Origin of the sequence: Terribacillus saccharophilus, assembly GCF_046592895.1 — a bacterium.
Classification (GTDB): Bacteria; Bacillota; Bacilli; order Bacillales; family Amphibacillaceae; genus Terribacillus; species Terribacillus saccharophilus_D.
Genome location: NZ_JAWVPU010000006.1, coordinates 17,086 through 43,812, shown reverse-complemented (window position 1 = coordinate 43,812; position 26,727 = coordinate 17,086). Strand labels below are relative to the sequence as shown.

The following is a 26,727-nucleotide window of genomic DNA, read 5'->3' as shown; positions in this document are numbered from 1 at the left end:
TCTGTTTATAGACTGTTCTCTATTTCATGAAGCCTCGGTAATGACGCTTCACTAACTGGCTTTCTAACTGCTTCATCGTCTGTAACGCTACCCCTACCACGATCAGCAGGCTCGTTCCTCCGATTTGGACAGAAGTCGGCAAGTTAGCAATAGAGCCTAGGATAATAGGCAATACAGCTATAGCAGCCAAGAAGAGAGACCCAACGAAGGTTAAACGATACATCACACTGGTGAGGTACGTTTCCGTGCTTTTTCCTGGGCGAATACCCGGGATGTAGCCACCTTGCTTGTTTAAGTTCTCTGCCATTTGTTCCGGATTGACCTGAACAAATGTGTAGAAATAACTAAACGCAAGAATCAGGACTACATAGATTACCATCCCAATTGGTTGCGTATAATCGAATACGTTCTCGATCGTAGTTGCTACATTTCCTTCAAAGAAACTCGCGATTGTACGCGGAGCATAGATAAAGGAAACTGCGAAAATTACAGGGATTACTCCAGCGGCGTTTACTTTAATCGGTAAGTGGGTGGACTGGCCGCCTACTTGAGAACGATTGGAAGTACGCTTGGAATACTGGATCGGAATTTTACGAAGTGCCTGTGTAATATAAATCACACCAACAATTACGGCAATGATCACGATAGCGATGATTGCAACGATCACGACGTTCAGGAATAAATCATCCCCAGGATTGCTGAAGTACTGCTCCCAAATCTGGTTCAAACCATTAGGGATTGCAGCAGCGATACCTGCGAAGATGATAATGGAAATACCATTACCTACACCATGGGCAGTGATCTGTTCTCCTAACCACATCAAGAATGCTGTTCCCGCAGTCAATACGATAGTAATGACAGCGAACTTATAAAAACTTGGATCGGAAATGAGCATGCCGCCGGATAATTGGTTGAATCCGATGGACATACCTACCGCCTGTATTAACGCTAGCACGATAGTCGCATAACGCGTCACCTGTGCCAACTTACGACGTCCCATCTCGCCTTGCTTTTTCCACTCACTGAATGTCGGGATGACATCCATTTGCAGAAGCTGCATGATGATCGAGGCAGTGATGTATGGCATGATACCCATCGCGAGGATGGAGAAGTTCTGCAACGCACCTCCGCCAAATGTATTCAGAAATCCGAATACGTTCTGCTGGTTCATGAAGTCGATCGCGGAACGATCGGTAAATGGAACAGGTATGAACGTACCGATTCTGAAGATGATCAACATTAGCAATGTGAAGATGATTTTATTTCGTATATCTTTTACACGCATAAAATTGGAGATTGTACGAAACATTAGATCACCTCTGTTTGACCGCCCGCTGCCTCGATCGCTTCTTTAGCAGAAGCAGAGAACTTGTGAGCTTTAACAGTAAGTTTCTTTTCGATATTCCCGTTACCTAGAACTTTGATACCGGCTCTCAATTTGCTTACAACTCCGCTTTCAAGTAGAAGCTCTGGAGTTACCTCTGTTCCCTCTTCGAAACGGTTAAGGGTTTCAAGGTTGACAATTGAGTACTCAGTACGATGGATGTTTGTGAATCCACGTTTAGGAAGACGTTGGAATAGTGGCATTTGGCCACCTTCGAAACCTAGACGTACACCGCCGCCAGAGCGTGCATTTTGTCCTTTATGTCCACGGCCGGATGTTTTACCGTTACCTGAAGACATACCGCGACCTACACGATTGCGAGTTTTACGTGATCCTTCTGCTGACTTCAATTCATGAAGTTTCATAATGGCACCTCCTCTTTAACATTTAAATCATTATACTTCTTTAACTGATACTAGATGAGAAACTCTGTTGATCATGCCGCGAACAGTTGGATTGTCTTCCAAAACAACTGACTGACGAATCTTTCTAAGGCCTAGAGCTTGAACAGTTTTGCGCTGTTTTTCTAGTCTTCCGATCGTACTGCGCGTGAGGGTGATTTCTAATTTGTTAGCCATGTGCTTTCCCTCCTTATCCTAACAGTTCTTCTACAGACTTTCCACGAAGTTTCGCAACTTCTTCTGCACGTTTCAATCTGCTAAGGCCGTTAAGTGTTGCACGAACCATGTTGATTGGTGTGTTAGAACCAAGTGATTTAGAAAGGATATCTCCGATACCACCAAGCTCAAGTACCGCACGTACAGGTCCACCGGCGATAACTCCAGTACCTTCTGCAGCAGGCTTCATCAAGATGTTGCCGGCGCCGAATTCACCGATGATTTCATGTGGAATAGTTGTACCAACGATAGGTATAGTAATAAGATTTTTCTTCGCGTCTTCGATAGCTTTACGGATCGCTTCTGGTACTTCTTGTGCTTTACCAGTACCGAAACCTACATGGCCGTTTTTGTCGCCTACTACTACAAGAGCAGCGAAACGGAAACGACGACCACCTTTTACTACTTTAGCAACACGGTTAACCGTTACTACGCGTTCTTCAAGATCAAGTTTGTTCGGGTCAATTGTTGTACGCAAGTTGTGTCCCTCCTTTTTAGATTAGAATTTAAGACCAGCTTCACGAGCTGCGTCAGCCAATGCTTTAACACGTCCGTGGTAAAGGTAGCCTCCGCGGTCAAATACGATAGTTGTTACGCCAGCTTCTTTAGCACGGTTCGCAACTGCTTCTCCGACCTTTTGAGCTGCTTCCAAGTTGCTAGTGGATTCTAGGCTAAGGCTAGCATCCTTAGTAGAAGCACTCGCAAGTGTTTTACCAGTTGTATCATCGATCAACTGTGCGTAAATGTGCTTGTTAGAACGGAAAACGTTCAAACGAGGACGCTCAGATGTTCCTGAAATGCTTTTACGAACACGATTATGTCTTCTTTTACGCGTTTCGTTTTTTGCAACTTTTGTAATCATTCAGGTCACTCCTTTCTGGTTTAACGAAATGCCTTATTTCGCTGTTTTACCTTCTTTACGACGTACGAATTCGCCTTCGTAACGGATTCCTTTACCTTTGTAAGGCTCTGGAGGACGGATTGCACGGATGTTAGCAGCAACTGCGCCAACTGCTTCCTTATCGATACCTTTAACAACTACGCGAGTGTTAGCAGGAACTTCGATTTCAATACCATCACGGTGTTCAACTTCAACTGGGTGGGAATAACCAGCGTTGATCACGACTTTGTTGCCTTGTTTTGTAGCACGGTAACCTACACCAATGATTTCAAGAGCTTTCTCATAACCAGTGTGTACGCCTTGCACCATGTTTCCGATAACGGCACGAGTAGTACCGTGAAGAGCACGGTGTTCTTTGCTGTCAGATGGGCGTTCAACAGTAAGAACGTTCTCTTCGATTTTAATCACCATATCTTGGTGGAAAGTACGAGTCAATTCACCTTTAGGACCTTTGATAGTCAATGTGTTGTTATCGTTTTTGATTTCAACACCTGCAGGGATTTCAAGAATCTTTTTACCTACGCGGGACATATGTGCACCTCCTTACTTAATGTTATGGATTACCAAACGTATGCTAGCACTTCGCCGCCAACGGCTTGCTCACGTGCTTCTTTATCAGACAATACGCCTTTGGAAGTTGATACTACTGCGATACCAAGTCCGTTAAGAACGCGTGGGATCTCAGTTGATTTTGCGTAAACACGAAGACCAGGTTTACTGATACGTTTGATACCAGTGATAACACGCTCGTCGTTTTTACCATATTTCAAAAAGATGCGTAGAACACCTTGTTTGTCATCTTCTACGAATTCGTAGTCACGAATAAAGCCTTCACGTTTAAGGATATCAGCAACATCCTTTTTCAACTTGGACGCAGGAAGCTCCAGTTTTTCATGACGAACAGTATTTGCATTACGAATACGAGTTAGCATATCTGCGATAGGATCTGTCATAACCATTAATCATTACCTCCTTCCCTGATTTAGGGGATTACCAGCTTGCTTTTTTGACGCCAGGAATTTGACCTTTATAGGCTAGTTCACGGAAACAAATACGGCATAGTTTGAATTTACGTAGTACAGAGTGTGGACGTCCGCAACGTTCGCAGCGTGTATACTCTTGTACTTTAAATTTCTGTGGGCGCTGTTGTTTCGCGATCATAGATTTTTTAGCCACAATATTCCCTCCTTTTTACCTTTATTTTTGGAAAGGCATGCCTAGCTGAGTAAGTAGCTCACGAGCTTCTTCGTCAGTGTTGGCTGTAGTTACGATAACGATGTCCATTCCACGTACTTTGCTTACTTTATCGTAATTGATTTCTGGGAAGATTAGCTGTTCTTTAACACCTAGCGTGTAGTTTCCACGACCGTCAAACGCTTTGTTTGAGATACCACGGAAGTCACGTACACGTGGAAGGGAAACTGCGATTAGCTTTTGAAGGAATTCGTACATACGCTCTCCGCGCAATGTAACTTTCGCTCCGATTGGCATACCTTCACGAAGACGGAATCCAGCGATGGATTTCTTCGCTTTCGTGATGATTGGCTGCTGACCAGCAAGCAAAGCCAATTCCTCTACTGCAGAATCAAGTGCTTTTGAGTTTTGAACGGCGTCACCGACACCCATATTTACAACGATCTTTTCGATCTTTGGTACTTGCATAACAGATTTATAGCTGAATTTTTCCATTAGGGATGGAGAAATTTCACCTTGGTATCTTTGTTTCAATTCATTCATCGAGTAGCCCTCCTTTCAGAAGAAATTATTTATCGATAGCTTGACCGGATTTCTTAGCGACACGGACTTTTTTGCCGTCTTTCACTTCGTAGCCTACGCGAGTCGGCTCTCCAGTTTTCGGATCGATCAGCATTACGTTAGAAACGTGAATGGCTGCTTCGATTTCAAGGATTCCGCCTTGCGGGTTATCCTGGGAAGGTTTCGCGTGTTTTTTGACGATGTTTACGCCTTCGACAAGAACACGGTCTTTCTTCGGATAAGCTTCAAGGATGGTACCTTCTTTACCACGATCTTTACCAGTGATTACTTTAACTTTGTCACCTTTTTTAACATGCATGTGTACTGCACCTCCTTAACAAGGCATTAAGTGTTTTACAATACTTCAGGAGCAAGGGATACGATCTTCATGAACTTAGAGTCACGCAATTCACGTGCAACAGGTCCGAAGATACGAGTTCCTCTTGGGCTCTTGTCATCTCTGATGATAACAGCTGCGTTCTCATCGAATTTGATGTAAGAACCATCTTTACGACGAACGCCGCTTTTCGTACGTACGATTACTGCTTTCACAACTTCACCTTTTTTGACAACGCCACCAGGTGTTGCTTGTTTCACCGTACAAACGATTACGTCACCAATGTTAGCTGTTTTACGGCCAGATCCGCCTAGAACTTTAATAGTTAGGACTTCACGAGCACCAGAGTTATCAGCGACTTTCAAACGAGTCTCTTGTTGAATCATACGAGTGTTACCTCCCTTCGGAATCATTCCGAGCGATCTTTAATTAGATAATTACTGCTTCTTCTACTACTTCAACCAAACGGAAACGTTTCGTTGCGGATAATGGACGAGTTTCCATGATACGAACCAAGTCACCAGTTTTTGCTGTACCGTTTTCATCATGCGCTTTTAGTTTTTTAGAATACTTAACGCGCTTGCCGTACAGCTTGTGAGTTTTGTAGGTTTCAACAAGAACAGTGATTGTTTTATCCATTTTATCGGATACAACACGTCCAACGTAGACTTTACGATTGTTACGTTCACTCATGTCGCGAACCTCCTCTCGGAATTTAGTTATTTACGCTTAATTCTCTTTCACGAACAACTGTCTTCATGCGAGCAATTGTTTTACGGACTGTGCGAATACGTGCAGTATTCTCAAGCTGTCCAGTAGCTAATTGGAAGCGCAGGTTGAAAAGTTCTTCTTTAAGAGACTTAACTTTTTGTTCAATTTCGGCAGTGGTCAGTTCTTTGATTTCATTAGCCTTCATTGATTTCACCACCAATTTCTTCACGTTTTACGATCTTAGTTCTTACTGGCAGTTTATGAGAAGCAAGACGCAATGCTTCGCGAGCCACCTCTTCAGATACTCCAGCAATTTCGAACATGATCTTACCAGGTTTAGTTACAGCTACCCAGCCTTCAGGAGAACCTTTACCGGAACCCATTCGGACCTCTAGAGGTTTTTTAGTGTATGGCTTATCCGGGAAGATTTTGATCCATACTTTACCGCCACGTTTCATGTAACGAGTCATAGCGATACGGGCAGATTCGATTTGACGGCTAGTGATCCAAGCTGGATCAAGAGCTTGTAAACCATATTCACCAAAAGCGACTTCAGTACCGCCTTTTGCACGGCCATTCAATTTACCACGGTGTTGTCTACGATATTTTACGCGTTTAGGCATTAACATAATGCTTTTCCCCCTTCCTTATCGGTTGTTTTTAGTTGGAAGGACTTCGCCACGATAGATCCATACTTTAACGCCAAGCTTACCATAAGTTGTATCAGCTTCAGCTGTGCCGTAGTCGATGTCAGCACGTAGAGTATGAAGTGGAACTGTTCCTTCGCTGTAAGATTCTGCACGAGCGATATCTGCTCCGCCTAGACGACCGGAAACTTGTGTACGGATACCTTTGGCACCAGCACGCATTGCGCGTTGCAATGTTTGTTTCTGAGCACGACGGAATGAGATACGGTTTTCAAGTTGACGAGCGATGTTGTCTGCTACCAATTTAGCATCAAGATCTACACGTTTCACTTCTACGATGTTGATGTGAACACGTTTGCCAGTCAGGCTGTTCAATGCTTTACGAAGTGCTTCTACTTCAGAACCGCCTTTACCGATTACCATACCAGGTTTACCAGTATGAATAGAGATATTTACACGGTTAGCAGCACGTTCGATTTCCACTTTAGAAAGTGCAGCATCTTTCAAACGTTGTTCTAGATAATCACGAATTCTGATGTCTTCATGTAGCAAATCAGCGTAATCTTTGCCACCGTACCATTTGGATTCCCAGTCACGGATGACGCCGACGCGAAGACCTATCGGATGTACTTTTTGACCCACTGCTTAACCCTCCTTCTTTTCTGTAACAACCACTGTGATGTGGCTAGTACGTTTGTTGATTTGGCTTGCGCGGCCTTGAGCGCGTGGACGGAAACGTTTCAATGTAGCACCTTCGTTAACGAATGCTTCAGAGATAACAAGGTTATCCGTGTCCATTTCATAATTGTGTTCTGCGTTAGCAACTGCAGAACGAAGTACTTTCTCTACTGCCAATGATGCACCACGCTGAGTGTGACGCAGGATTGCAATAGCTTCTCCGACATTTTTTCCTCGAATTAAATCAACGACTAAGCGGACCTTACGAGGAGCAATGCGTACTGATTTTGCCATAGCTTTTGCTTGCATTTAGGATTGCCTCCCCTCTTAGCGTTTTGTTTTCTTGTCGTCGGCTGCGTGTCCTCTGTACGTGCGAGTTGGCGCGAATTCACCAAGTTTATGACCTACCATATCTTCAGTAACATAAACAGGTACGTGTTTGCGGCCATCATACACAGCGATTGTGTGTCCAACGAATGTTGGGAAAATAGTGGAACGACGGGACCAAGTTCTGATAACTTGTTTCTTGTCGTCTTCGTTCAATTTGTCGACTTTCTTTAGCAAATGGTCATCTGCGAAAGGTCCTTTTTTCAAACTGCGACCCATACATAAACCTCCCTTTGCGATATGGAGACGGGTGAGAATCCCCGCCTTGCTACCACATTATTTTTTACGCTTACGTACGATAAATTTATCGGACTGCTTGTTACGTTTACGTGTTTTATAACCAAGTGTCGGTTTACCCCAAGGAGACATTGGTGATTTACGTCCGATTGGAGCGCGTCCTTCACCACCACCGTGTGGGTGATCATTCGGGTTCATTACAGATCCGCGAACTGTAGGGCGTTTGCCTAACCAGCGAGAACGTCCTGCTTTACCAACTACGATTAGTTCATGTTCCAAGTTACCAACCTGACCGATTGTAGCACGGCAAGTACCTAGTACTAGGCGTACTTCACCAGAAGTTAGGCGTACAAGGACATATTTACCTTCACGGCCAAGGATTTGAGCTTGTGCACCAGCAGAACGAGCTAGCTGAGCACCGCGGCCTGGTTTCAATTCGATGTTGTGGATGATCGTACCAACTGGGATAGTAGCTAGCTGCATAGCATTACCTACTTTGAAGTCAGCACCTTCTCCAGAAAGGATCTCCGTTCCTACTTCCAAGCCTTTTGGAGCAAGGATGTAGCGTTTTTCACCATCTACATAGTGAATTAGAGCAATATTCGCAGTACGGTTTGGATCGTACTCGATTGTAGCAACGCGTCCTGGTATTCCATCTTTGTCGCGTTTGAAGTCGATGATACGGTATTGACGTTTGTGTCCGCCGCCTTGGTGACGTACTGTCAATTTACCTTGGTTGTTACGTCCGCCACGTTTGTGAAGCGGTGCAAGCAATGATTTCTCAGGCTTGTCAGTTGTAATTTCAGCAAAATCCGAAACAGACATATTACGACGTCCGTTAGTGGTCGGTTTATACTTTTTAATCGCCATCGTTGTTTCCCTCCTTCTCTATTATTTCTTAAACACCTTCGAAGAAGTCGATTTCTTTACTGTCTTCAGATAGTGTCACTACTGCTTTTTTACGGTCTGGACGGTATCCGCCGTAACGACCTTGACGTTTGAATTTACCTTTAAGGTTTTGAGTGTTCACTTGTTCCACTTTAACACCAAAGATTACTTCAACCGCTTGTTTGATTTCGATTTTGTTGGCACGTTTGTCAACTTCGAAAGTGTATTTCTTATCGACCATTAGGTCGGAAGAATGTTCCGTAATTACAGGGCGCTTAATAATATCACGTGGTTCTCTCATTATGCAAGCACCTCCCCTGCTTTTTCAGCTGCCTCTTTCGTCAAGATCAGCTTATCATGCGTAAGCAAGTCAAGAACGTTAACTTCGCTTTGTTTCAACACTTTAACGTTTTTAAGGTTGTTAGCAGAACGTGTGACAGTTTCGTCTCTGTCTGCAGTAACGATCAATACCTTTTTATCAACGTTAAGTGCATTAAGCATAGCAACGACATCTTTCGTTTTAGGAGCGTCGAATGCAAGGCTCTCCAATACTACGATGTTTTCTTCTTGTACTTTAGAAGATAGTGCTGATTTAAGCGCTAGACGACGAACTTTTTTAGGTAGTTTGTAGCTGTAGCTGCGTGGTGTCGGTCCGAAGACTGTTCCACCGCCAACCCATTGTGGTGAACGGATGGATCCTTGACGTGCACGGCCAGTACCTTTTTGACGCCATGGTTTTCTTCCGCCGCCTCGTACTTCAGAACGTCCTTTTACTTTATGCGTACCTTGACGCATGGAAGCACGCTGCATTAGTACTGCTTCGTGTAATACATGTGTGTGTGGCTCGATACCGAAAACGGAATCGTTCAATTCGATTTCACCGACTTGAGACCCGCTCTGGTTGAATAATGCTACTTTAGGCATGATATATCCTCCCTTCGTATTGTGAATTAGTTACCTTTAACGGCACTTGATACTTTCACGTAAGATTTTTTCGCACCAGGCACGTTACCTTTAACAAGGATAAGGTTGCGCTCAGCGTCAACTTTAACGATTTCAAGGTTTTGAACAGTAACTTGCTCTCCGCCCATTTGTCCTGGTAGTGCTTTACCTTTGAAAACGCGCATTGGGTCAATAACACCCATTGAACCTGGTCTTCTGTGGTAGCGGGAACCGTGTGACATAGGTCCGCGGGATTGGTTATGGCGCTTGATCGCACCTTGGAATCCTTTACCTTTAGAAGTACCTGTTACATCTACAACGTCTCCAGCTGCGAAAATCTCTACGCTAACCTCTTGCCCAACTTCGTGTTCGTCAAGAGCAGCGTCACGGAATTCACGAATGTAGCGCTTAGGTGTTGTGTTTGCTTTTTCAGCATGGCCCTTTGCAGGTTTGTTTGAGTTGTTTGCTTTCTGATCAGCAAAACCTAGTTGCAATGCGTTGTAACCGTCAGTTTCAACAGTTTTCTTTTGAAGAATTACGTTTGGTTCAGCTTGGATAACTGTTACAGCCTGAAGTTCACCAGATTCAGTGAAAAGCTGTGTCATGCCGATCTTGCGTCCCAAGATTCCTTTCGTCATCCGTTACACCTCCTATTTTGTGTAAAATTATAGTTTAATTTCGATGTCCACACCGGACGGTAAGTCAAGTCTCATCAAAGAATCGACTGTTTGCGGTGTAGGACTAACGATATCGATAAGACGTTTGTGAGTACGCATTTCGAACTGCTCACGAGAGTCTTTGTATTTGTGCACCGCACGTAGAATTGTGTATACAGATTTCTCTGTAGGAAGCGGGATCGGACCTGATACGTTCGCACCAGAGCGTTTCGCTGTATCTACGATTTTTTCTGCAGACTGATCCAGGATTCTGTGATCGTATGCTTTCAAACGGATTCTGATTTTCTCTTTTGCCATTATTTTCCCTCCTTTATCGCCCTTATTATTTAGGACATTCTCAGCGGAAATTAACTTGACCACCCTGCCATGGCAAAGGGGCCTGGTGTGCCAACAACCTCCCGCATCATCGCCTTTAAATGACCAACATTATAATTATATAGAAAAAACGCGGTCAATGCAAGTCTTATCTAAGTTTACAGCCTATTAAACTGCAATCCCCCATAAGATGACACTTTATGTATTATACATACCCAGCATAAGGTTTTCAAGTGATTTCAGCATTTTTTACATTTAACTGGTGCTGCCAATGTTTGGTCTGCTTGTATGCATAAAAAAAACAGACAGCACGTCTGCTGTCTGTTTCTTCTATATTGTTATATCAGCTTACGCTTCGATAACAGATACAACGCCTGATCCAACAGTACGTCCACCCTCACGGATAGAGAAACGAGTACCATCTTCGATAGCGATTGGAGAGATAAGCTCAACAGACATCTCTGTGTTATCGCCAGGCATTACCATTTCAGTACCTTCTGGAAGGTGAACTACGCCAGTTACGTCAGTTGTACGGAAGTAGAACTGTGGGCGGTAGTTAGTGAAGAATGGAGTGTGACGTCCACCTTCTTCTTTAGAAAGAACATAAACTTCAGCTTTGAACTTTGTGTGTGGAGTGATTGTACCTGGCTTTGCAAGTACTTGTCCACGGTTGATGTCATCACGTGATACACCACGAAGTAGCGCACCGATGTTGTCACCAGCTTCAGCGTAATCAAGAAGCTTACGGAACATTTCTACACCTGTAACAGTTGTTTTCTTAGGAGCTTCGTTAAGACCGATGATGTCAACTTCGTCACCGACTCTTACTTCACCGCGCTCAACACGGCCAGTAGCTACTGTACCACGACCAGTGATGGAGAATACATCCTCAACTGGCATCATGAATGGTTTTTCTTTGTCGCGTTCTGGAGTTGGGATGTACTCATCAACCGCATCCATAAGTTCGAAGATTTTCGCTTCGTAATCAGCGTCGCCTTCTAGCGCTCTAAGAGCAGAACCTTTGATAACTGGTACATCGTCACCAGGGAAGTCATATTCGCTTAGAAGATCGCGAACTTCCATTTCAACAAGCTCAAGAAGCTCTTCGTCGTCAACCATATCACATTTGTTAAGGAATACAACGATCGCAGGTACACCTACGTTACGGGAAAGTAGGATGTGCTCACGAGTTTGTGGCATTGGGCCATCAGCAGCAGAAACTACTAGGATAGCTCCGTCCATTTGTGCAGCACCAGTGATCATGTTTTTAACATAGTCAGCGTGACCTGGGCAGTCAACGTGTGCATAGTGGCGGGACTCAGTTTCGTACTCAACGTGTGCTGTAGAGATTGTGATTCCACGTTCTCTTTCTTCTGGAGCACCATCGATTTGATCGTAAGCCATAGCTTGACCAGAACCGGATTTCTTGTGAAGTACAGTTGTGATTGCTGCAGTTAGTGTTGTTTTACCATGGTCAACGTGTCCGATTGTACCAACGTTAACGTGGGATTTGGAGCGGTCGAATTTTTCTTTACCCATTAGTAATTCCTCCTTAAATATGGAAATATCTCATGTAATAGATAGTATGTTTCTTGTATACCGGAAACATGCGCACGCGCACGCATGCTTCCAATACAAGTTATACTTGATTACTGTCAAAAAATCAATTATTGACCAGCGTTTTTCTTGATAATTTCTTCTCCAACGCTTTTCGGCACTTCTTCATAGTGGTCGAATGTCATTGTGTAAGTTCCGCGACCTTGTGTGTTGGAACGCAACGCTGTTGCGTAACCGAACATTTCAGCAAGCGGCACGAATGCATTAACTACTTGAGCAGGCCCACGTGTATCCATACCTTCTACACGTCCGCGACGGGAAGTGATGTCTCCCATGATGTCTCCCATGTATTCTTCTGGGATGACAACTTCCACTTTTACAAGTGGTTCCAAGATGACTGGGTTACATTTGTTCTTAGCGTTTTTAAGCGCCATGGAAGCTGCAACTTTAAAGGCCATCTCGTTGGAATCGACATCGTGGTAGCTTCCATCAAATAGGGATGCTTTTACGTCGATTAGCGGATAACCAGCCAATACACCGTTTTCCATCGCTTCTTTGATACCAGCTTCAACAGATGGGATGTATTCACGAGGAACGACACCACCAACGATTTTGTTTTCGAACTCGAAACCAGCGCCTTCTTCGTTTGGCTCGAATTTGATCCAAACGTGTCCGAACTGACCGCGACCACCGGACTGACGTACGAATTTACCTTCGACTTCAGCAGCTGCACGGAATGTTTCGCGGTAAGCCACCTGTGGAGCACCTACATTTGCTTCTACTTTGAACTCGCGACGCATACGGTCAACGATGATATCCAAGTGAAGCTCACCCATACCGGAGATGATAGTCTGACCAGTTTCAGGGTTTGTTTCAGTTCTGAATGTAGGGTCTTCCTCAGCAAGTTTACCAAGGGCAACGGACATTTTATCTTGGTCCGCTTTTGTTTTAGGTTCGATCGCAACAGAGATAACTGGTTCTGGGAATACCATTGACTCAAGGATAACTAGAGATTTTTCATCACATAGCGTATCACCAGTCGTAGTATCTTTCAAACCAACTGCTCCTGCGATATCACCAGCGTAAACTTTGGAGATCTCTTCACGAGTGTTAGCGTGCATTTGCAGGATACGGCCTACGCGCTCACGCTTGTCCTTCGTAGAGTTTCTCACGTAAGAACCTGCTTCCAATGTACCGGAGTACACACGGAAGAAAGTAAGTTTACCAACGAACGGGTCAGTTGCAACTTTGAAAGCAAGTGCACTGAATGGCTCGCTGTCGCTGGATTTACGTACGATCTTCTCTTCAGTACCAGGAACGATACCTTCGATAGCTGGTACGTCAGTTGGTGCAGGCAAGTAATCGACAACACCGTCGATCAGAAGCTGAACACCTTTGTTTTTGAATGCTGAACCACAGAATACTGGGTAGAATTCAACAGATAGAGTCGCTTTACGAACAGCTTGTTTAAGCTCTTCGTTAGAGATCTCTTCCCCTTCAAGGTAGCGTTCCATAAGATCTTCATCTTGTTCCGCTACTGCTTCGATCAAGCTTGTGCGATATTCATCCACAAGATCTTGCATGTCAGCAGGGATTTCACGAGTCTCGTAATTTTGTCCAAGATCGTCAAGGTAGAAATGAGCTTCCAAAGTGATAAGGTCGATGATTCCTTCGAAATCATCTTCTGCACCGATTGGAAGTTGAATCGGGTGTGCATTCGCACCCAAACGTTCATGCATCGTTTTAACGGAGTAAAGGAAGTCTGCACCTGTTTTATCCATTTTGTTAACGAACACGATACGTGGTACACCGTAAGTTGTAGCTTGACGCCAAACTGTTTCAGTTTGCGGCTCAACACCGGATTGTGCATCAAGTACTGCTACCGCACCATCAAGTACGCGCAGGGAACGTTCTACTTCAACTGTGAAGTCTACGTGTCCTGGTGTATCGATGATGTTGATACGGTGGTTTTTCCATTGAGCAGTTGTTGCAGCGGATGTGATAGTGATACCACGCTCCTGCTCCTGCTCCATCCAGTCCATCTGAGAAGCACCTTCATGAGTTTCTCCGATTTTATGGATACGTCCTGTATAGAATAGAATACGCTCTGTTGCAGTTGTCTTACCGGCATCAATGTGAGCCATGATACCGATATTACGCGTATTTTCTAAGGAGAACTCTCTAGCCATGTGGTATTTCTCCTTCCTAGAGTGAAATTCAGATATATCTTACCAGCGGTAGTGAGCAAACGCTTTGTTCGCTTCCGCCATTTTATGCATATCTTCACGTTTTTTAACTGAAGCACCTGTGTTGTTGGAAGCATCAAGAATTTCGTTAGCAAGACGCTCTTCCATTGTTTTCTCGCCGCGTAGACGGGAGTAGTTAACAATGTAACGAAGACCTAGTGCTTGACGACGCTCTGGGCGTACTTCAACAGGAACTTGGTAGTTGGAACCACCTACTCGACGCGCACGTACTTCAAGTACAGGCATGACGTTTTTCATGGATTGTTCGAAAACCTCCATTGGTTCGTTTCCACTACGTTCTTTAACTAGTTCAAATGCTGCATAAAGAATCTTTTGTGCTTTACCGCGTTGTCCGTCAACCATGATTTGGTTGATCAAACGAGTTACCAATTTAGAGTTGTACAATGGATCTGGCAACACGTCACGTTTAGCAACAGGACCTTTTCTTGGCATATGTTCTCCTCCTTTCCGATGATGGTTATATTAGTTGAGTCTTATTTTTTAGGGCGTTTCGTACCATATTTGGAACGACCTTGTGCGCGGCCGTCAACACCTGAAGTATCAAGCGCACCACGTACGATATGGTAACGTACACCCGGTAAGTCTTTTACACGTCCGCCGCGGATCAAAACAACACTGTGCTCTTGCAAGTTGTGTCCGATACCAGGAATGTAGGCAGTAACCTCGATTCCGTTTGTCAAACGCACACGTGCATATTTACGCAATGCGGAGTTCGGTTTCTTCGGAGTCATTGTACCAACACGAGTACAAACACCACGTTTTTGTGGAGAAGACTGGTTAGTCAATGATTTCTTGAAACTGTTGTACCCTCTGTTCAATGCTGGAGAGTCAGATTTCTTTGTTTTGCTTACGCGACCTTTGCGTACTAATTGGTTAATAGTAGGCATGTTTTTTCCTCCTTTCAAAGCTTTTTGTAATACCACACATCCAGGTGGTTCATTTTTGGGCAAAAAACAAAGCTTTCACGAGCTGAGCTAGCATCAGCTGCGTCAAAACTATTTCTTAATCGCCACAGTAGCTGTCCCTACATCTATGCCACAAGCTTCACCTAGTCGCTTCATGGAATCGACTTGGATCGCTGGTATGCCTAATTCTTCTGCCAGCTTTCTCACCTGGCTGGTAATATGCTCGGCAGCGTCATCTGCAATGACAACTGAATTCACTTGGCCTTGCTTCATAGCCTTAAGTGTTTGTTTGGTTCCGATAACGATTCCCGCATTAGCTTGCGCTACTTTTTCATAAGACATATTCATATCCTCCAAAGTAAACAAGGAGAATCGGAAGCACCTTGAATATAGTATCACTCATATCAGCTGATGTCAATCACCTTCATGAGAGATTTACGGTGCTTCCGATATTTATTTAGTTTCCTTGTGTATTAGGGCACCGTTACGGTGTTACAGATTCGATTTCCTGGCCTTCTGTCATTTCTTCAGGTGTGTCAAGCTTCGCTTTGATCTTACGGTATTGCGGCATACCTGTACCGGCTGGGACAAGTTTACCGATGATGACATTCTCTTTCAAGCCGAGAAGCTCATCACGCTTACCTTTGATCGCTGCATCGGTAAGGACACGTGTTGTTTCCTGGAAGGAAGCAGCAGACAAGAAGGAATCCGTTTCAAGGGAAGCTTTCGTGATACCAAGCAATACTGGTTTACCGCTCGCTGGCTGGAAACCTTCTCGCAAGACTTCACGGTTTGCTTCTTTGAACTGATGGATCTCAAGAAGTGATCCTGGCAATACATCCGTTTGACCAGAATCGATGACGCGTACTTTGCGAAGCATCTGGCGAACCATTACTTCCACGTGTTTATCGCCGATTTCTACCCCTTGCATACGGTATACTTTCTGCACTTCTTTCAATAGATACTGTTGAACGCCGGCTACACCGCGGACACGAAGCAGTTCTTTCGGGTCGACAGAACCCTCTGTGAGTTCCTGCCCAGCTTCGATCGCGTCACCTTCAGCTACACGTAAACGTGCACCATATGGAGCTGTGTAAGTCTTCGTTTCGACCGTACCTTGAATCGTTACTTCTTGTTTTTCTTTTACATCATTGACCTCGATGACTGTACCCTTGATTTCAGAGATGACAGCCTGACCCTTAGGATTACGGGCTTCGAACAACTCCTGGATACGCGGCAAACCTTGTGTGATATCATCACCGGCTACCCCACCTGTGTGGAACGTACGCATTGTAAGCTGTGTTCCAGGCTCACCGATGGATTGTGCTGCGATGATACCGACTGCTTCGCCAACTTCCACGTCACTGCCAGTTGCAAGGTTGCGGCCGTAACATTTCTTACATGCACCATGTTTCGTGTTACATGTGAATACAGTACGGATGGCAACTTCTTCGATGCCTGCATCTACGATCTGTCTTGCTGTATCTTCATCGATCAATTCGTTTTTAGCGATGATCACGTTGCTTGTTTCAGGATGCTTCACATCTTCGAACGCAGTACGGCCTACAAGGCGGTCATACAACGGTTCGATCATTTCAGTTCCCTCAGTAAGCGCACGGACTCTCAAGCTGCGGTCCGTTCCGCAATCCTCTTCACGGATGATAACATCCTGCGCCACGTCAACAAGACGACGAGTCAAGTAACCGGAATCAGCAGTTTTCAGTGCTGTATCGGCTAGACCTTTACGCGCACCGTGTGTAGAGATGAAGTACTCTAGTACTGTCAGACCTTCACGGAAACTGGATTTGATCGGCAACTCGATGATCCGTCCGGCCGGGTTGGCCATCAAACCACGCATACCAGCAAGCTGCGTGAAGTTAGATGCGTTACCACGGGCACCAGAGTCACTCATCATGAAGATCGGGTTGCGGTTGCTCAAGGATTTCATCAGGCGCTCCTGGATGTCATCCTTCGCTTTGGACCAGATGGAAATGACACGGTCATAACGTTCTTCTTCCGTGATCAAACCACGACGGAACTGTTTCAGCACTTTATCCACACGGGATTGTGCTTCATCAAGGATTTCCGTTTTCTCTTTCAATACGACGATATCGGAGATACCAACCGTGATACCTGCTTTAGTCGAATAACTGAATCCAAGGTCCTTCATGCGGTCAAGCATTTTAGACGTTTCACTGATTTTGAAGCGTTTGAACACTTCGGCAATGATATCGCCCAGGAAGCCTTTTTTGAACGGGGAGATAATATCGCGTTTTGCGATCTCCTCTTTGATATTCGCACCCTTCTCGACGAAGTAGTGTGCAGGTGTTTTTTCTTCCAAGTTCTCGCGAGTTGGTTCGTTCATGTATGGGAACGAGCTCGGCAAGATTGTATTGAAGATAAGTTTACCTACTGTTGTAAGCAGGATTTGATTGTTTTGCTCTTCAGTGAATGTTTCGTTGTTCAATGAACCGGCATCCACTGCTACACGAGTGTGCAAGTGTACATAGCCGTTCTGGTAAGCAAGCATTGCTTCGTTGACATCTTTGAAGACTTTACCTTCGCCAATCGCATCTTCACGCTCAAGAGTAAGGTAGTAGTTACCTAGTACCATATCCTGGGATGGTGTTACGACTGGTTTACCATCTTTCGGGTTCAAGATGTTCTGCGCAGCAAGCATAAGGATACGTGCCTCTGCTTGAGCTTCAGCGGATAAAGGTACGTGGACTGCCATCTGGTCACCATCGAAGTCAGCGTTGTATGCTGTACATACTAGCGGGTGAAGACGGATCGCACGGCCTTCTACCAATGTCGGTTCGAATGCCTGGATACCCAGTCGGTGAAGCGTAGGTGCACGGTTTAAGAGTACTGGATGCTCACGGATAACTTCTTCGAGTACATCCCATACTTCCGGATGCAAACGTTCGATTTTCCGTTTTGCAGATTTGATATTATGCGCAAGACCTTTTTCAACCAATTCTTTCATGATGAATGGTTTGAATAGCTCAAGTGCCATTTCTTTCGGAAGACCACACTGATACATCTTCAGATGCGGACCTACGACGATTACGGAACGTCCGGAATAGTCTACCCGTTTACCAAGCAAGTTCTGACGGAAACGTCCTTGTTTACCCTTCAGCATATGAGAAAGAGATTTCAATGGACGGTTACCAGGACCTGTGACAGGACGACCGCGGCGTCCGTTATCGATCAACGCATCAACCGCTTCCTGCAGCATGCGTTTTTCGTTTTGAACGATGATGCTAGGCGCACCAAGGTCCAAAAGACGCTTCAGACGGTTGTTACGGTTGATAACACGGCGATAAAGGTCGTTCAAGTCAGATGTAGCGAAACGTCCGCCATCAAGCTGTACCATCGGACGAAGCTCTGGAGGGATGATCGGAAGTACATCCAATACCATCCAAGAAGGTTCGTTACCGGAATGACGGAATGCTTCCATTACTTCCAAGCGTTTGATCGCACGTGTTCTGCGCTGACCCTGTGCTGTTTTCAATTCTTCGCGAAGTGCTTCCACTTCTTTTTCCAAGTCGATGTCGGAAAGAAGCTTGCGAATCGCTTCTGCACCCATTTGAGCTTGGAATGTATTACCGTATTTTTCACGATAGAGGCGGTATTCTTTCTCAGAAAGAAGCTGCTTCTTCTCAAGTGCTGTATCACCAGCATCTGTCACGATGTACGCTGCGAAGTAAATGACTTCTTCCAGTGCACGAGGAGACATATCCAATACAAGACCCATACGGCTTGGAATACCTTTGAAGTACCAAATGTGAGACACAGGAGCTGCTAGCTCGATGTGTCCCATACGCTCACGGCGTACTTTGGCTTTGGTGACTTCCACGCCGCAGCGATCACATACGACGCCTTTATAACGGACGCGTTTGTATTTACCGCAATGACATTCCCAGTCCTTTTGAGGACCGAAGATGCGCTCGCAGAACAAACCATCTTTTTCAGGCTTCAACGTACGATAGTTAATCGTTTCCGGCTTTTTAACTTCTCCATAAGACCAAGATCGAATCTTATCAGGTGAAGCCAAACCTATTTTCATAAACTCAAAATTATTTACATCTATCAAGGGGCCTACCTCCCTTTTAGTATCCCGTTACTGCCCTGCAGTCGATGTTTGGGCGCTTAGCCTTCCTGTACATCAAGGTTGATGCGGTCAGGTGCTTGCGTCTCGTCTTCATCTTCAAGTTCACGCATTTCTACTTCTTCTTCGTCGCCGTTTAGGATCTTAACATCCATACCAAGACTCTGAAGCTCTTTAATCAATACTTTGAATGATTCTGGTACACCAGGTTCTGGTACGTTATCACCTTTGACGATGGATTCATATGTTTTAACACGTCCAACCACGTCATCGGATTTAACTGTAAGAATCTCTTGCAGGGTATATGCTGCACCGTATGCTTCAAGTGCCCAAACCTCCATCTCACCGAAACGCTGTCCACCGAATTGTGCTTTACCACCAAGCGGCTGCTGCGTAACAAGTGAATAAGGACCTGTAGAACGTGCATGCAGCTTGTCATCAACCATGTGCGCAAGCTTGATCATGTACGATACACCGACAGAAACGCGGTTATCGAAAGGTTCACCGGATCTTCCATCATAAAGGATCGTTTTCGCATCACGAGGCATACCCGCTTCTTCAAGCGTTTCCCATACATCTTCTTCACGCGCACCATCAAATACTGGTGTTGCAACGTGGATACCCAATGCACGAGCTGCCATACCCAAGTGAAGCTCAAACACCTGTCCGATGTTCATACGAGATGGTACCCCTAGTGGGTTAAGCATGATATCGACTGGTGTGCCATCCGGCATGAACGGCATATCCTCTTCTGGAAGGATCTTAGAGATAACACCTTTGTTACCGTGACGTCCGGCCATCTTATCCCCTTCAGAAATCTTACGTTTCTGAACGATATAAGCACGTACAAGCTGGTTTACACCTGGAGGTAACTCATCGCCATCTTCACGGTTGAAGATCTTGACATCCAATACAATACCGCCAGCACCGTGAGGTACACGAAGGGATGTATCACGAACTTCACGAGCTTTCTCACCGAAGATCGCATGCAATAGACGTTCTTCTGCAGATAGTTCCGTCACACCTTTAGGCGTCACTTTACCAACTAGCAGATCACCATCGGAAACCTCGGCACCAACACGGATGATTCCGCGTTCATCAAGGTTCTTCAGTGCGTCTTCCCCTACGTTCGGGATATCGCGTGTGATTTCTTCTGGTCCAAGCTTCGTATCACGTGCTTCAGACTCATATTCCTCGATATGGATGGATGTGTACACATCGTCCTTCACAAGACGCTCACTCATGATGATGGCATCCTCGTAGTTGTAACCTTCCCATGTCATGAAGGCAACAAGTACGTTACGGCCAAGCGCAAGCTCTCCGTCCTGCATGGAAGGTCCATCAGCAAGGATTTCGCCTTTAGTCACACGGTCGCCGACACTTACGATCGGACGCTGGTTATAGCAAGTTCCTTGGTTGGAACGATTGAATTTCTGTAAACGATAGCGATCAGTATCGCCTTTCACTTCACTGCCGCCGACTTCCGTTACACGGCGCACGATGATTTCTTTCGCTTCAACGCGCTCCACGATACCTTCAGCACGGCAAATGACAGCTGCACCGGAGTCTTTACCGGATACATATTCCATACCAGTACCTACGATCGGTGCTTCAGGCTGCATCAACGGTACTGCTTGTCGCTGCATGTTCGCACCCATCAGTGCGCGGTTGGAGTCATCATTTTCCAAGAACGGGATACATGCTGTCGCAGCAGAAACAACCTGTTTCGGTGATACGTCCATATAGTCGATACGTTCACGGGATACGATTGTGTTCTCTTCACGGAAACGAGCAACGACTTCTTCGTTTACGAAGCCGCCATCTTCTGTCAGCGGAGAGTTTGCCTGTGCGATGACATAGTTATCCTGCTCATCGGCAGTAAGGTAATCGATATGTTCCGTTACAAGGTTTGTCTCCGGATCGACACGACGGTAAGGCGTCTCGATGAAGCCGAATTTATTCACTTTCGCATAAGTGGAAAGGGAGTTGATCAAACCGATGTTCGGACCCTCTGGTGTTTCGATCGGACACATTCTTCCATAGTGGGAATAGTGTACGTCACGAACTTCGAAACCAGCACGTTCCCGAGTCAAACCACCAGGTCCCAAAGCAGAAAGACGACGTTTGTGCGTCAATTCACCAAGCGGGTTTGTCTGGTCCATGAACTGGGAAAGCTGAGAGCTTCCGAAGAACTCTTTGATGGATGCAATCACTGGACGGATATTGATCAGCTGCTGCGGTGTGATGGCGGATGTATCCTGAATGGACATACGCTCGCGCACAACACGTTCCATACGGGAAAGACCAATACGGAATTGGTTTTGCAGCAATTCACCGACAGAACGCAATCTTCTGTTACCCAAGTGATCGATGTCATCTGTGTCGCCAACTTCATACAATAAGTTGAAGAAGTAACTTACTGCTGCCACGATGTCAGCAGGATCAAGGTTCTTCACGCTGTCGTCGACTGTAGCGTTACCAGTGACGTTCAACGTACGTTCGCCTTCTGGATCAGTCGGGTCGACGATTTTGATTGTCTGAACCATGATTGGATCTTGCACTACACCATCATGCGGTTCAAGGATGTTCTCACCGAACTTGCCATTTGTACCGTCAAGATGAGGAAGGATCTTATCAAGCAGACGGCGATCTAGCTTATCGCCTTTTTGTGCAAGTACTTCGCCAGTCTCTTCATCGACGATTGGCTGCGCCAATGTCTGGTTGAACAGACGGTTTTTGATATGAAGTTTCTTGTTCATTTTATAACGGCCTACATGCGCCAAGTCATAACGTTTTGGATCGAAGAAGCGGGAAACAAGCAAGCTCTTCGCATTCTCCACTGTAGGCGGCTCGCCCGGACGAAGACGCTCATAGATTTCAAGCAATGCTTTCTCGGTAGTTTCCGTGTTATCTTTTTCCAATGTGTTGCGCAGGTACTCATTCTCACCTACAAGGTCGATGATTTCCTGATCACTTCCGAAACCAAGTGCACGAAGCAGCACAGTGATAGGAAGTTTACGCGTACGGTCGATACGGACATGGACTACATCCTTAGCATCCGTTTCAAATTCAAGCCATGCGCCACGGTTAGGAATAACAGTCGCTGTGTGGCCGCGTTTTCCGTTTTTGTCAACTTTTTCACTGAAATAAACACTAGGGGAGCGAACAAGCTGTGATACGATAACGCGTTCAGCACCGTTGATGATGAACGTACCTGTATCTGTCATCAATGGGAAGTCACCCATGAATACTTCTTGTTCTTTCACTTCGCCTGTCTCATTGTTCAACAAGCGGACTTTCACGCGAAGCGGAGCGTTATAGGTAACGTCTCTTTCTTTCGCTTCATCTACTGGATATTTCGGTTCGCCAAGGCTATAGTCGACAAATTCCAGCGATAAATTACCCGCGAAATCCTCGATCGGGGAAATATCCTGGAACATCTCTCGTAATCCTTCTTCTAAGAACCATTCATAAGAAGCGGTTTGAATCTCGATAAGATTCGGTAACTCTAGCACTTCACTAATACGTGCATAGCTTCTGCGCTGGCGGTGTCGTCCATACTGAACTACTTGACCTGTCAACAGCTTCACCCCTCAAATCAAACATTAGTAATGTATTCAAGCTGCAATCTTGGAGACTGCAGTAAATCAACATCCTGCAGCAGAATTACCCTGCTGTGATCCACATTTTCGACCGACCTTTTCGGATGAAGGTCTGCCTTAATTGCCGGAAATCCGATTGACTTTCCAAGCAATAAATTATATATTGTAGCTAACATAAATGAATCGCCGCAATATTTGCATTGTTCACATCTTCTGTTTACATAGAAAAGCATTCGCATAAATACGAATGTAATGTGAATGTTGTAATGAAACGGGCTTTCCTTCCTGTTTAACAAAAATCAGAAAGTGGTATAGATTCAACAGCATGACATCTCGGCTGTCCTTCCTGCGCCGCCTATAAGCTAAAAGCGAAAAAGGTTTTTTCATAAAAACCGTTAAAAATTCAGCTTGCTAGCTCCTCCGAATGGCGACAAAACCCTGATCATACATATTTAGATAATATCGACGAAGACAAAACATAATATTGATAGCAGTCTTGCCAAACGGCCGACAGTTTAAACACGATTCTCCAAGAAAATTAGAATCCTCTCCGAGTATCGTTATCTATTGGCATTTTACAATACTACCACAAGCTTTTATGCGAGTCAATCTTTTTTGGCCAGCAGAATATAATAGCCTTTTTCTTTTTTCACGATTTCACATGAACCAAAGAGCTGATTCAATTTTTCCTGAGCAGATGGGGCACCTTGTTTCTTTTGAATGACAACCCAGAGCTCTCCTTGAGGAAGCAGCGCCTGATAGCTCTCTTCAAAAATCTGATGTACAACCTTCTTGCCTGCCCGGATTGGAGGGTTGGTGACAATTGCCGCGAATTTGCGGTCCGAAAAAGCGGTTAAGCGATCACTCACATAAAATTGTGTGTTATCAGCTCCATTTGCTTCCGCATTCTGCTTTGCTAGTGATACAGCCCGTTCATTGACATCACTCATCAAAATACTACGCTCCGTGAATGCTTTTGCAAATGATATACCTATCGGTCCATATCCACAGCCAAGATCCAGTATATCTCCTTCTATTTCTGGTTCCCTGAAGATATCAATCAAAACCCTGGACCCGAAATCCACTTCTTTTTTGGAAAATACCCCGCTATCCGATGTGAATACAAGTTCATGGCCTTTCAAAGTGAATCGCCATGTAGCAGGAGCACTTTTGGATTGCGGCTGATTGGTATAATAATGATCCGACATAATTGGTCACCTTCTTTTTTTCGAGATCCATCCACGATTGCCTTTGGAGAAATAGATAAAAGGAAAGCTCGCCCGAGGGCGAGCTTTCTTGTTATTACTTAACTTCTACAGAAGCTCCAGCTTCTTCAAGTTTAGCTTTAAGTTCTTCAGCATCAGCTTTAGAAACGCCTTCTTTGATGTTTCCAGGAGCGTTATCTACAAGATCTTTAGCGTCTTTAAGACCTAGGCCAGTTGCTTCGCGTACAGCTTTAACAACTTTGATTTTAGAAGCGCCAGCGCTTGTAAGAACAACGTCAAATTCAGTTTTCTCTTCAGCAGCTTCAGCAGCTCCGCCACCTGCAACAGCTACAGGAGCTGCAGCAGTAACGCCGAATTCTTCTTCGATAGCTTTAACAAGATCGTTCAATTCTAGAACGGACATACCTTTAATCTCTTCAATGATTGTCTCTTTAGACATGATATTTCCTCCTTGGGGAATGTTTTATTTTGTTTGGAAGTCTCAGGCTGCCTTAAGCGCCTTGCTCTTCTTTTTGTTCTGCGATTGCTTTCGCAGCGTATGCGAAGTTGCGAACTGGTGCTTGAAGCACGCTAAGCAACATAGAAAGCAAACCTTCGTAGTTCGGTAGATCTGCAAGTTCTTTGATTTGCTCTACAGAAGCCACGTTGCCTTGGATGACACCAGCTTTGATTTCTAGCGCTTCGTTCTTTTTCGCGAAGTCGTTCAAGATCTTAGCAGGAGCGATTACATCTTCGTTAGAGAATGCAATAGCAGTCGGGCCTGTCAAGTTCTCGTCTAATTCTGTCAAACCAGCAACTTCAGTAGCACGGCGAGTCAATGTGTTTTTGTAAACTTTGAAATCCACACCAGCTTCACGAAGCTGTTTACGAAGTTCAGTTACCTCAGAAACAGTAAGACCGCGGTAGTCTACTACGATTGTAGATTGGCTCGCTTGGAATTTCTCAGCGATTTCCGTTACAACCTGTTGCTTTTGTTCGATGATCTTGGACATATGTTCCACCTCCTGTTAGCTTGTTCACCATTATACCTGGAGTTAACATGAAAAATGCCTCCATTCGACATGGAGGCATGATCACAAGGAACAGTCGGAACAGACTGCCTTTATATCTCACACACCTCGGCAGGAGATTAAGCCCTGGTGGGCACCTGCTGTCTTAGGTATAACGTTTATTAGGTTTTAACCACAGTTGATTATATAGTGTTTCCAATTAGATGTCAACAGACAATTAACGGAATGGTGCTACGTCAACTTTGATTCCAGGACCCATAGTAGAAGCGATTGCTACGTTCTTCATGTAAAGGCCTTTGGAAGCTTGCGGTTTAACTTTAATAAGTTGTTCGATCAATGCAACAAGGTTTTCTTCCAATTTCTCTTCAGAGAAGGAAGCCTTACCGATTGGTACATGAACGTTGGACTGTTTGTCAACGCGGTATTCAACTTTACCAGCTTTGATTTCCTGGATAGCTTTTTCTACGTCGAATGTAACAGTTCCGGTTTTCGGGTTCGGCATAAGACCTTTTGGTCCTAGCACACGGCCCAATTTACCAACTTCAGCCATCATGTCCGGAGTTGCGACGATAACGTCGAAATCGAACCAGCCTCCGTTGATTTTCGCGATTAGATCTTGTTCGCCAACGAAGTCAGCACCAGCAGCTTCCGCTTCTTTTGCTTTATCGCCTTTAGCGAACACCAATACACGTTGGGATTTACCAGTACCGTGCGGCAATACCATTGCGCCACGGATTTGCTGGTCAGCTTTCTTAGGGTCTACTCCCAAACGGAAAGCCGCTTCGATTGTTTCGTCAAATTTAGCAGTAGCAGTCTTTTTGACAAGCTCAACAGCTTCTTTTACTTCGTACAATGCAGTACGATCAACAAGCTTAAGTGCTTCTTGTTTCTTTTTGCTTTTTACAGCCATTTCCTTTTCCTCCTCGGATTGTGGTTTTAACGGTAGGACCTCCCACTTGTTAAAGCGGAGCGGACGAGCGTCCGCTGACAGCCGGGAAATGCCGGCTTTTAAAAAGGCTGCGAAATGGTATACTCCATTCACGCAACCTCGTCAGTTTCTATGATTGAATCAGGATTAGTCTTCGATGACAATTCCCATACTGCGAGCAGTACCTTCAACCATACGCATTGCTGATTCAACGTTTGCAGCATTCAAGTCAGGCATTTTGGATTCCGCAATCTCTTTTACTACATCGCGTTTAACTGTAGCAACTTTGTTACGGTTCGGTTCGCCTGAACCTGATTCGATACCAGCTGCTTTCTTAAGCAAGACTGCAGCAGGCGGAGTTTTAGTGATGAATGTAAATGAACGGTCTTCGAATACCGTGATTTCAACTGGAATGATCAAGCCAGCTTGCTCTTGCGTGCGGGCGTTAAATTCCTTACAGAATCCCATGATGTTCACACCTGCTTGACCTAGTGCCGGTCCAACTGGTGGAGCTGGATTCGCTTTAGCTGCAGGGATCTGCAATTTTACAACTTTGATTACTTTTTTAGCCACGAGACACACCTCCTTAAGTCCGTGATGTGGTAATAGGGTTTCTCACCCTCCCACTCAACATGTCTGTATAGC

General features: G+C 45.0%; 33 protein-coding genes, 1 pseudogene and 1 other annotated feature. All 34 genes and pseudogenes read right to left on the bottom strand.

Annotated elements, in window-relative coordinates; all coding sequences use genetic code 11:
• Positions 1-19: 19 nt before the first annotated feature.
• Positions 20-1,309, bottom strand: coding sequence for a preprotein translocase subunit SecY (secY, locus tag SFC66_RS16560; protein WP_411219821.1), 1,290 nt, complete (start codon positions 1,307-1,309; stop codon positions 20-22).
• On the bottom strand, positions 1,309-1,749 hold the full coding sequence (gene rplO / locus SFC66_RS16555; protein WP_411219820.1) for a 50S ribosomal protein L15: 441 nt from the start codon (positions 1,747-1,749) through the stop codon (positions 1,309-1,311). The genes secY and rplO overlap by 1 nt, the downstream gene beginning before the upstream one ends.
• Positions 1,750-1,779: 30 nt before the next feature.
• Positions 1,780-1,962 carry a 50S ribosomal protein L30 gene (gene rpmD / locus SFC66_RS16550; protein ID WP_038565229.1) on the bottom strand — a complete coding sequence of 61 codons (183 nt, stop codon included), beginning with the start codon at positions 1,960-1,962 and terminating at the stop codon, positions 1,780-1,782.
• Positions 1,963-1,975: 13 nt separating this feature from the next.
• Complete coding sequence (gene rpsE / locus SFC66_RS16545) at positions 1,976-2,479, bottom strand: 30S ribosomal protein S5 (protein ID WP_038565226.1); 504 nt, start codon at positions 2,477-2,479, stop codon at positions 1,976-1,978.
• A gap of 21 nt (positions 2,480-2,500) precedes the next feature.
• Positions 2,501-2,863, bottom strand: coding sequence for a 50S ribosomal protein L18 (rplR, locus tag SFC66_RS16540; RefSeq protein ID WP_411219819.1), 363 nt, complete (start codon positions 2,861-2,863; stop codon positions 2,501-2,503).
• 33 nt (positions 2,864-2,896) lie between these two features.
• Positions 2,897-3,433 (bottom strand): 50S ribosomal protein L6, encoded by a 537-nt coding sequence (rplF, locus tag SFC66_RS16535; protein WP_411219818.1) that lies wholly within the window; start codon positions 3,431-3,433, stop codon positions 2,897-2,899.
• Positions 3,434-3,462: 29 nt separating this feature from the next.
• A complete protein-coding gene (rpsH, locus tag SFC66_RS16530) occupies positions 3,463-3,861 on the bottom strand; it encodes a 30S ribosomal protein S8 (protein WP_038565217.1) in 399 nt (132 codons plus the stop codon).
• 31 nt (positions 3,862-3,892) lie between these two features.
• Complete coding sequence (rpsN, locus tag SFC66_RS16525) at positions 3,893-4,078, bottom strand: 30S ribosomal protein S14 (RefSeq protein ID WP_077304134.1); 186 nt, start codon at positions 4,076-4,078, stop codon at positions 3,893-3,895.
• A gap of 21 nt (positions 4,079-4,099) precedes the next feature.
• The gene (gene rplE / locus SFC66_RS16520; RefSeq protein WP_093728570.1) at positions 4,100-4,639 is read right to left on the bottom strand and encodes a 50S ribosomal protein L5; all 540 of its coding nucleotides are present in this window, start codon (positions 4,637-4,639) and stop codon (positions 4,100-4,102) included.
• A 25-nt stretch (positions 4,640-4,664) separates the two neighbouring features.
• On the bottom strand, positions 4,665-4,976 hold the full coding sequence (gene rplX / locus SFC66_RS16515) for a 50S ribosomal protein L24 (RefSeq protein ID WP_411219817.1): 312 nt from the start codon (positions 4,974-4,976) through the stop codon (positions 4,665-4,667).
• 35 nt (positions 4,977-5,011) lie between these two features.
• A complete protein-coding gene (gene rplN, locus SFC66_RS16510) occupies positions 5,012-5,380 on the bottom strand; it encodes a 50S ribosomal protein L14 (RefSeq protein WP_411219816.1) in 369 nt (122 codons plus the stop codon).
• Positions 5,381-5,423: 43 nt separating this feature from the next.
• Positions 5,424-5,687, bottom strand: a complete 264-nt coding sequence (rpsQ, locus tag SFC66_RS16505; protein ID WP_038565201.1) for a 30S ribosomal protein S17 — start codon at positions 5,685-5,687, stop codon at positions 5,424-5,426.
• Positions 5,688-5,709: 22 nt separating this feature from the next.
• Entirely contained in the window at positions 5,710-5,910 is a 201-nt protein-coding gene (gene rpmC, locus SFC66_RS16500; RefSeq protein WP_038565198.1) for a 50S ribosomal protein L29, read from the bottom strand.
• A complete protein-coding gene (rplP, locus tag SFC66_RS16495; RefSeq protein WP_411219815.1) occupies positions 5,900-6,334 on the bottom strand; it encodes a 50S ribosomal protein L16 in 435 nt (144 codons plus the stop codon). The genes rpmC and rplP overlap by 11 nt, the downstream gene beginning before the upstream one ends.
• Positions 6,328-6,994 (bottom strand): annotated as a pseudogene (gene rpsC / locus SFC66_RS16490) (30S ribosomal protein S3). Before rpsC ends, rplP begins: the two are co-directional and overlap by 7 nt.
• Before the next feature lie 3 nt (positions 6,995-6,997).
• A complete protein-coding gene (gene rplV, locus SFC66_RS16485) occupies positions 6,998-7,339 on the bottom strand; it encodes a 50S ribosomal protein L22 (protein WP_093728576.1) in 342 nt (113 codons plus the stop codon).
• An 18-nt stretch (positions 7,340-7,357) separates the two neighbouring features.
• Complete coding sequence (rpsS, locus tag SFC66_RS16480; protein WP_038565186.1) at positions 7,358-7,636, bottom strand: 30S ribosomal protein S19; 279 nt, start codon at positions 7,634-7,636, stop codon at positions 7,358-7,360.
• Between the two features lie 57 nt (positions 7,637-7,693).
• Entirely contained in the window at positions 7,694-8,524 is an 831-nt protein-coding gene (rplB, locus tag SFC66_RS16475) for a 50S ribosomal protein L2 (RefSeq protein WP_411219814.1), read from the bottom strand.
• Positions 8,525-8,552: 28 nt separating this feature from the next.
• The gene (gene rplW, locus SFC66_RS16470) at positions 8,553-8,843 is read right to left on the bottom strand and encodes a 50S ribosomal protein L23 (RefSeq protein ID WP_038565180.1); all 291 of its coding nucleotides are present in this window, start codon (positions 8,841-8,843) and stop codon (positions 8,553-8,555) included.
• A complete protein-coding gene (rplD, locus tag SFC66_RS16465) occupies positions 8,843-9,466 on the bottom strand; it encodes a 50S ribosomal protein L4 (RefSeq protein ID WP_411219813.1) in 624 nt (207 codons plus the stop codon). Before rplD ends, rplW begins: the two co-directional genes overlap by 1 nt.
• A 26-nt stretch (positions 9,467-9,492) precedes the next feature.
• Entirely contained in the window at positions 9,493-10,122 is a 630-nt protein-coding gene (gene rplC, locus SFC66_RS16460; RefSeq protein ID WP_411219812.1) for a 50S ribosomal protein L3, read from the bottom strand.
• Positions 10,123-10,149: 27 nt separating this feature from the next.
• Positions 10,150-10,458, bottom strand: coding sequence for a 30S ribosomal protein S10 (rpsJ, locus tag SFC66_RS16455; protein WP_038565171.1), 309 nt, complete (start codon positions 10,456-10,458; stop codon positions 10,150-10,152).
• Between the two features lie 366 nt (positions 10,459-10,824).
• The gene (gene tuf / locus SFC66_RS16450) at positions 10,825-12,015 is read right to left on the bottom strand and encodes an elongation factor Tu (protein ID WP_411219811.1); all 1,191 of its coding nucleotides are present in this window, start codon (positions 12,013-12,015) and stop codon (positions 10,825-10,827) included.
• Positions 12,016-12,143: 128 nt separating this feature from the next.
• Entirely contained in the window at positions 12,144-14,222 is a 2,079-nt protein-coding gene (gene fusA / locus SFC66_RS16445; RefSeq protein ID WP_411219810.1) for an elongation factor G, read from the bottom strand.
• A gap of 39 nt (positions 14,223-14,261) precedes the next feature.
• Positions 14,262-14,732 (bottom strand): 30S ribosomal protein S7, encoded by a 471-nt coding sequence (gene rpsG / locus SFC66_RS16440; RefSeq protein ID WP_411219809.1) that lies wholly within the window; start codon positions 14,730-14,732, stop codon positions 14,262-14,264.
• A 41-nt stretch (positions 14,733-14,773) separates the two neighbouring features.
• Positions 14,774-15,187, bottom strand: coding sequence for a 30S ribosomal protein S12 (gene rpsL, locus SFC66_RS16435; RefSeq protein WP_038565163.1), 414 nt, complete (start codon positions 15,185-15,187; stop codon positions 14,774-14,776).
• Positions 15,188-15,295: 108 nt separating this feature from the next.
• On the bottom strand, positions 15,296-15,547 hold the full coding sequence (locus SFC66_RS16430) for a 50S ribosomal protein L7ae-like protein (protein WP_411219808.1): 252 nt from the start codon (positions 15,545-15,547) through the stop codon (positions 15,296-15,298).
• A 142-nt stretch (positions 15,548-15,689) separates the two neighbouring features.
• Positions 15,690-19,301 (bottom strand): DNA-directed RNA polymerase subunit beta', encoded by a 3,612-nt coding sequence (gene rpoC / locus SFC66_RS16425; protein ID WP_411219807.1) that lies wholly within the window; start codon positions 19,299-19,301, stop codon positions 15,690-15,692.
• A gap of 56 nt (positions 19,302-19,357) precedes the next feature.
• Positions 19,358-22,897, bottom strand: coding sequence for a DNA-directed RNA polymerase subunit beta (gene rpoB / locus SFC66_RS16420; protein ID WP_411219806.1), 3,540 nt, complete (start codon positions 22,895-22,897; stop codon positions 19,358-19,360).
• A 626-nt stretch (positions 22,898-23,523) separates the two neighbouring features.
• Positions 23,524-24,126: a class I SAM-dependent methyltransferase gene (locus SFC66_RS16415; protein WP_411219805.1), complete on the bottom strand. Its 603-nt coding sequence runs from the start codon at positions 24,124-24,126 to the stop codon at positions 23,524-23,526.
• 94 nt (positions 24,127-24,220) lie between these two features.
• Positions 24,221-24,583 (bottom strand): 50S ribosomal protein L7/L12, encoded by a 363-nt coding sequence (gene rplL / locus SFC66_RS16410; RefSeq protein ID WP_411219804.1) that lies wholly within the window; start codon positions 24,581-24,583, stop codon positions 24,221-24,223.
• Positions 24,584-24,635: 52 nt separating this feature from the next.
• Positions 24,636-25,136, bottom strand: coding sequence for a 50S ribosomal protein L10 (rplJ, locus tag SFC66_RS16405; protein ID WP_411219803.1), 501 nt, complete (start codon positions 25,134-25,136; stop codon positions 24,636-24,638).
• Between the two features lie 39 nt (positions 25,137-25,175).
• Positions 25,176-25,322, bottom strand: a sequence feature (ribosomal protein L10 leader region).
• Positions 25,323-25,371: 49 nt separating this feature from the next.
• On the bottom strand, positions 25,372-26,064 hold the full coding sequence (gene rplA, locus SFC66_RS16400) for a 50S ribosomal protein L1 (RefSeq protein ID WP_095224633.1): 693 nt from the start codon (positions 26,062-26,064) through the stop codon (positions 25,372-25,374).
• Positions 26,065-26,229: 165 nt separating this feature from the next.
• On the bottom strand, positions 26,230-26,655 hold the full coding sequence (rplK, locus tag SFC66_RS16395; protein WP_038565141.1) for a 50S ribosomal protein L11: 426 nt from the start codon (positions 26,653-26,655) through the stop codon (positions 26,230-26,232).
• Between the last annotated feature and the right edge of the window lie 72 nt (positions 26,656-26,727).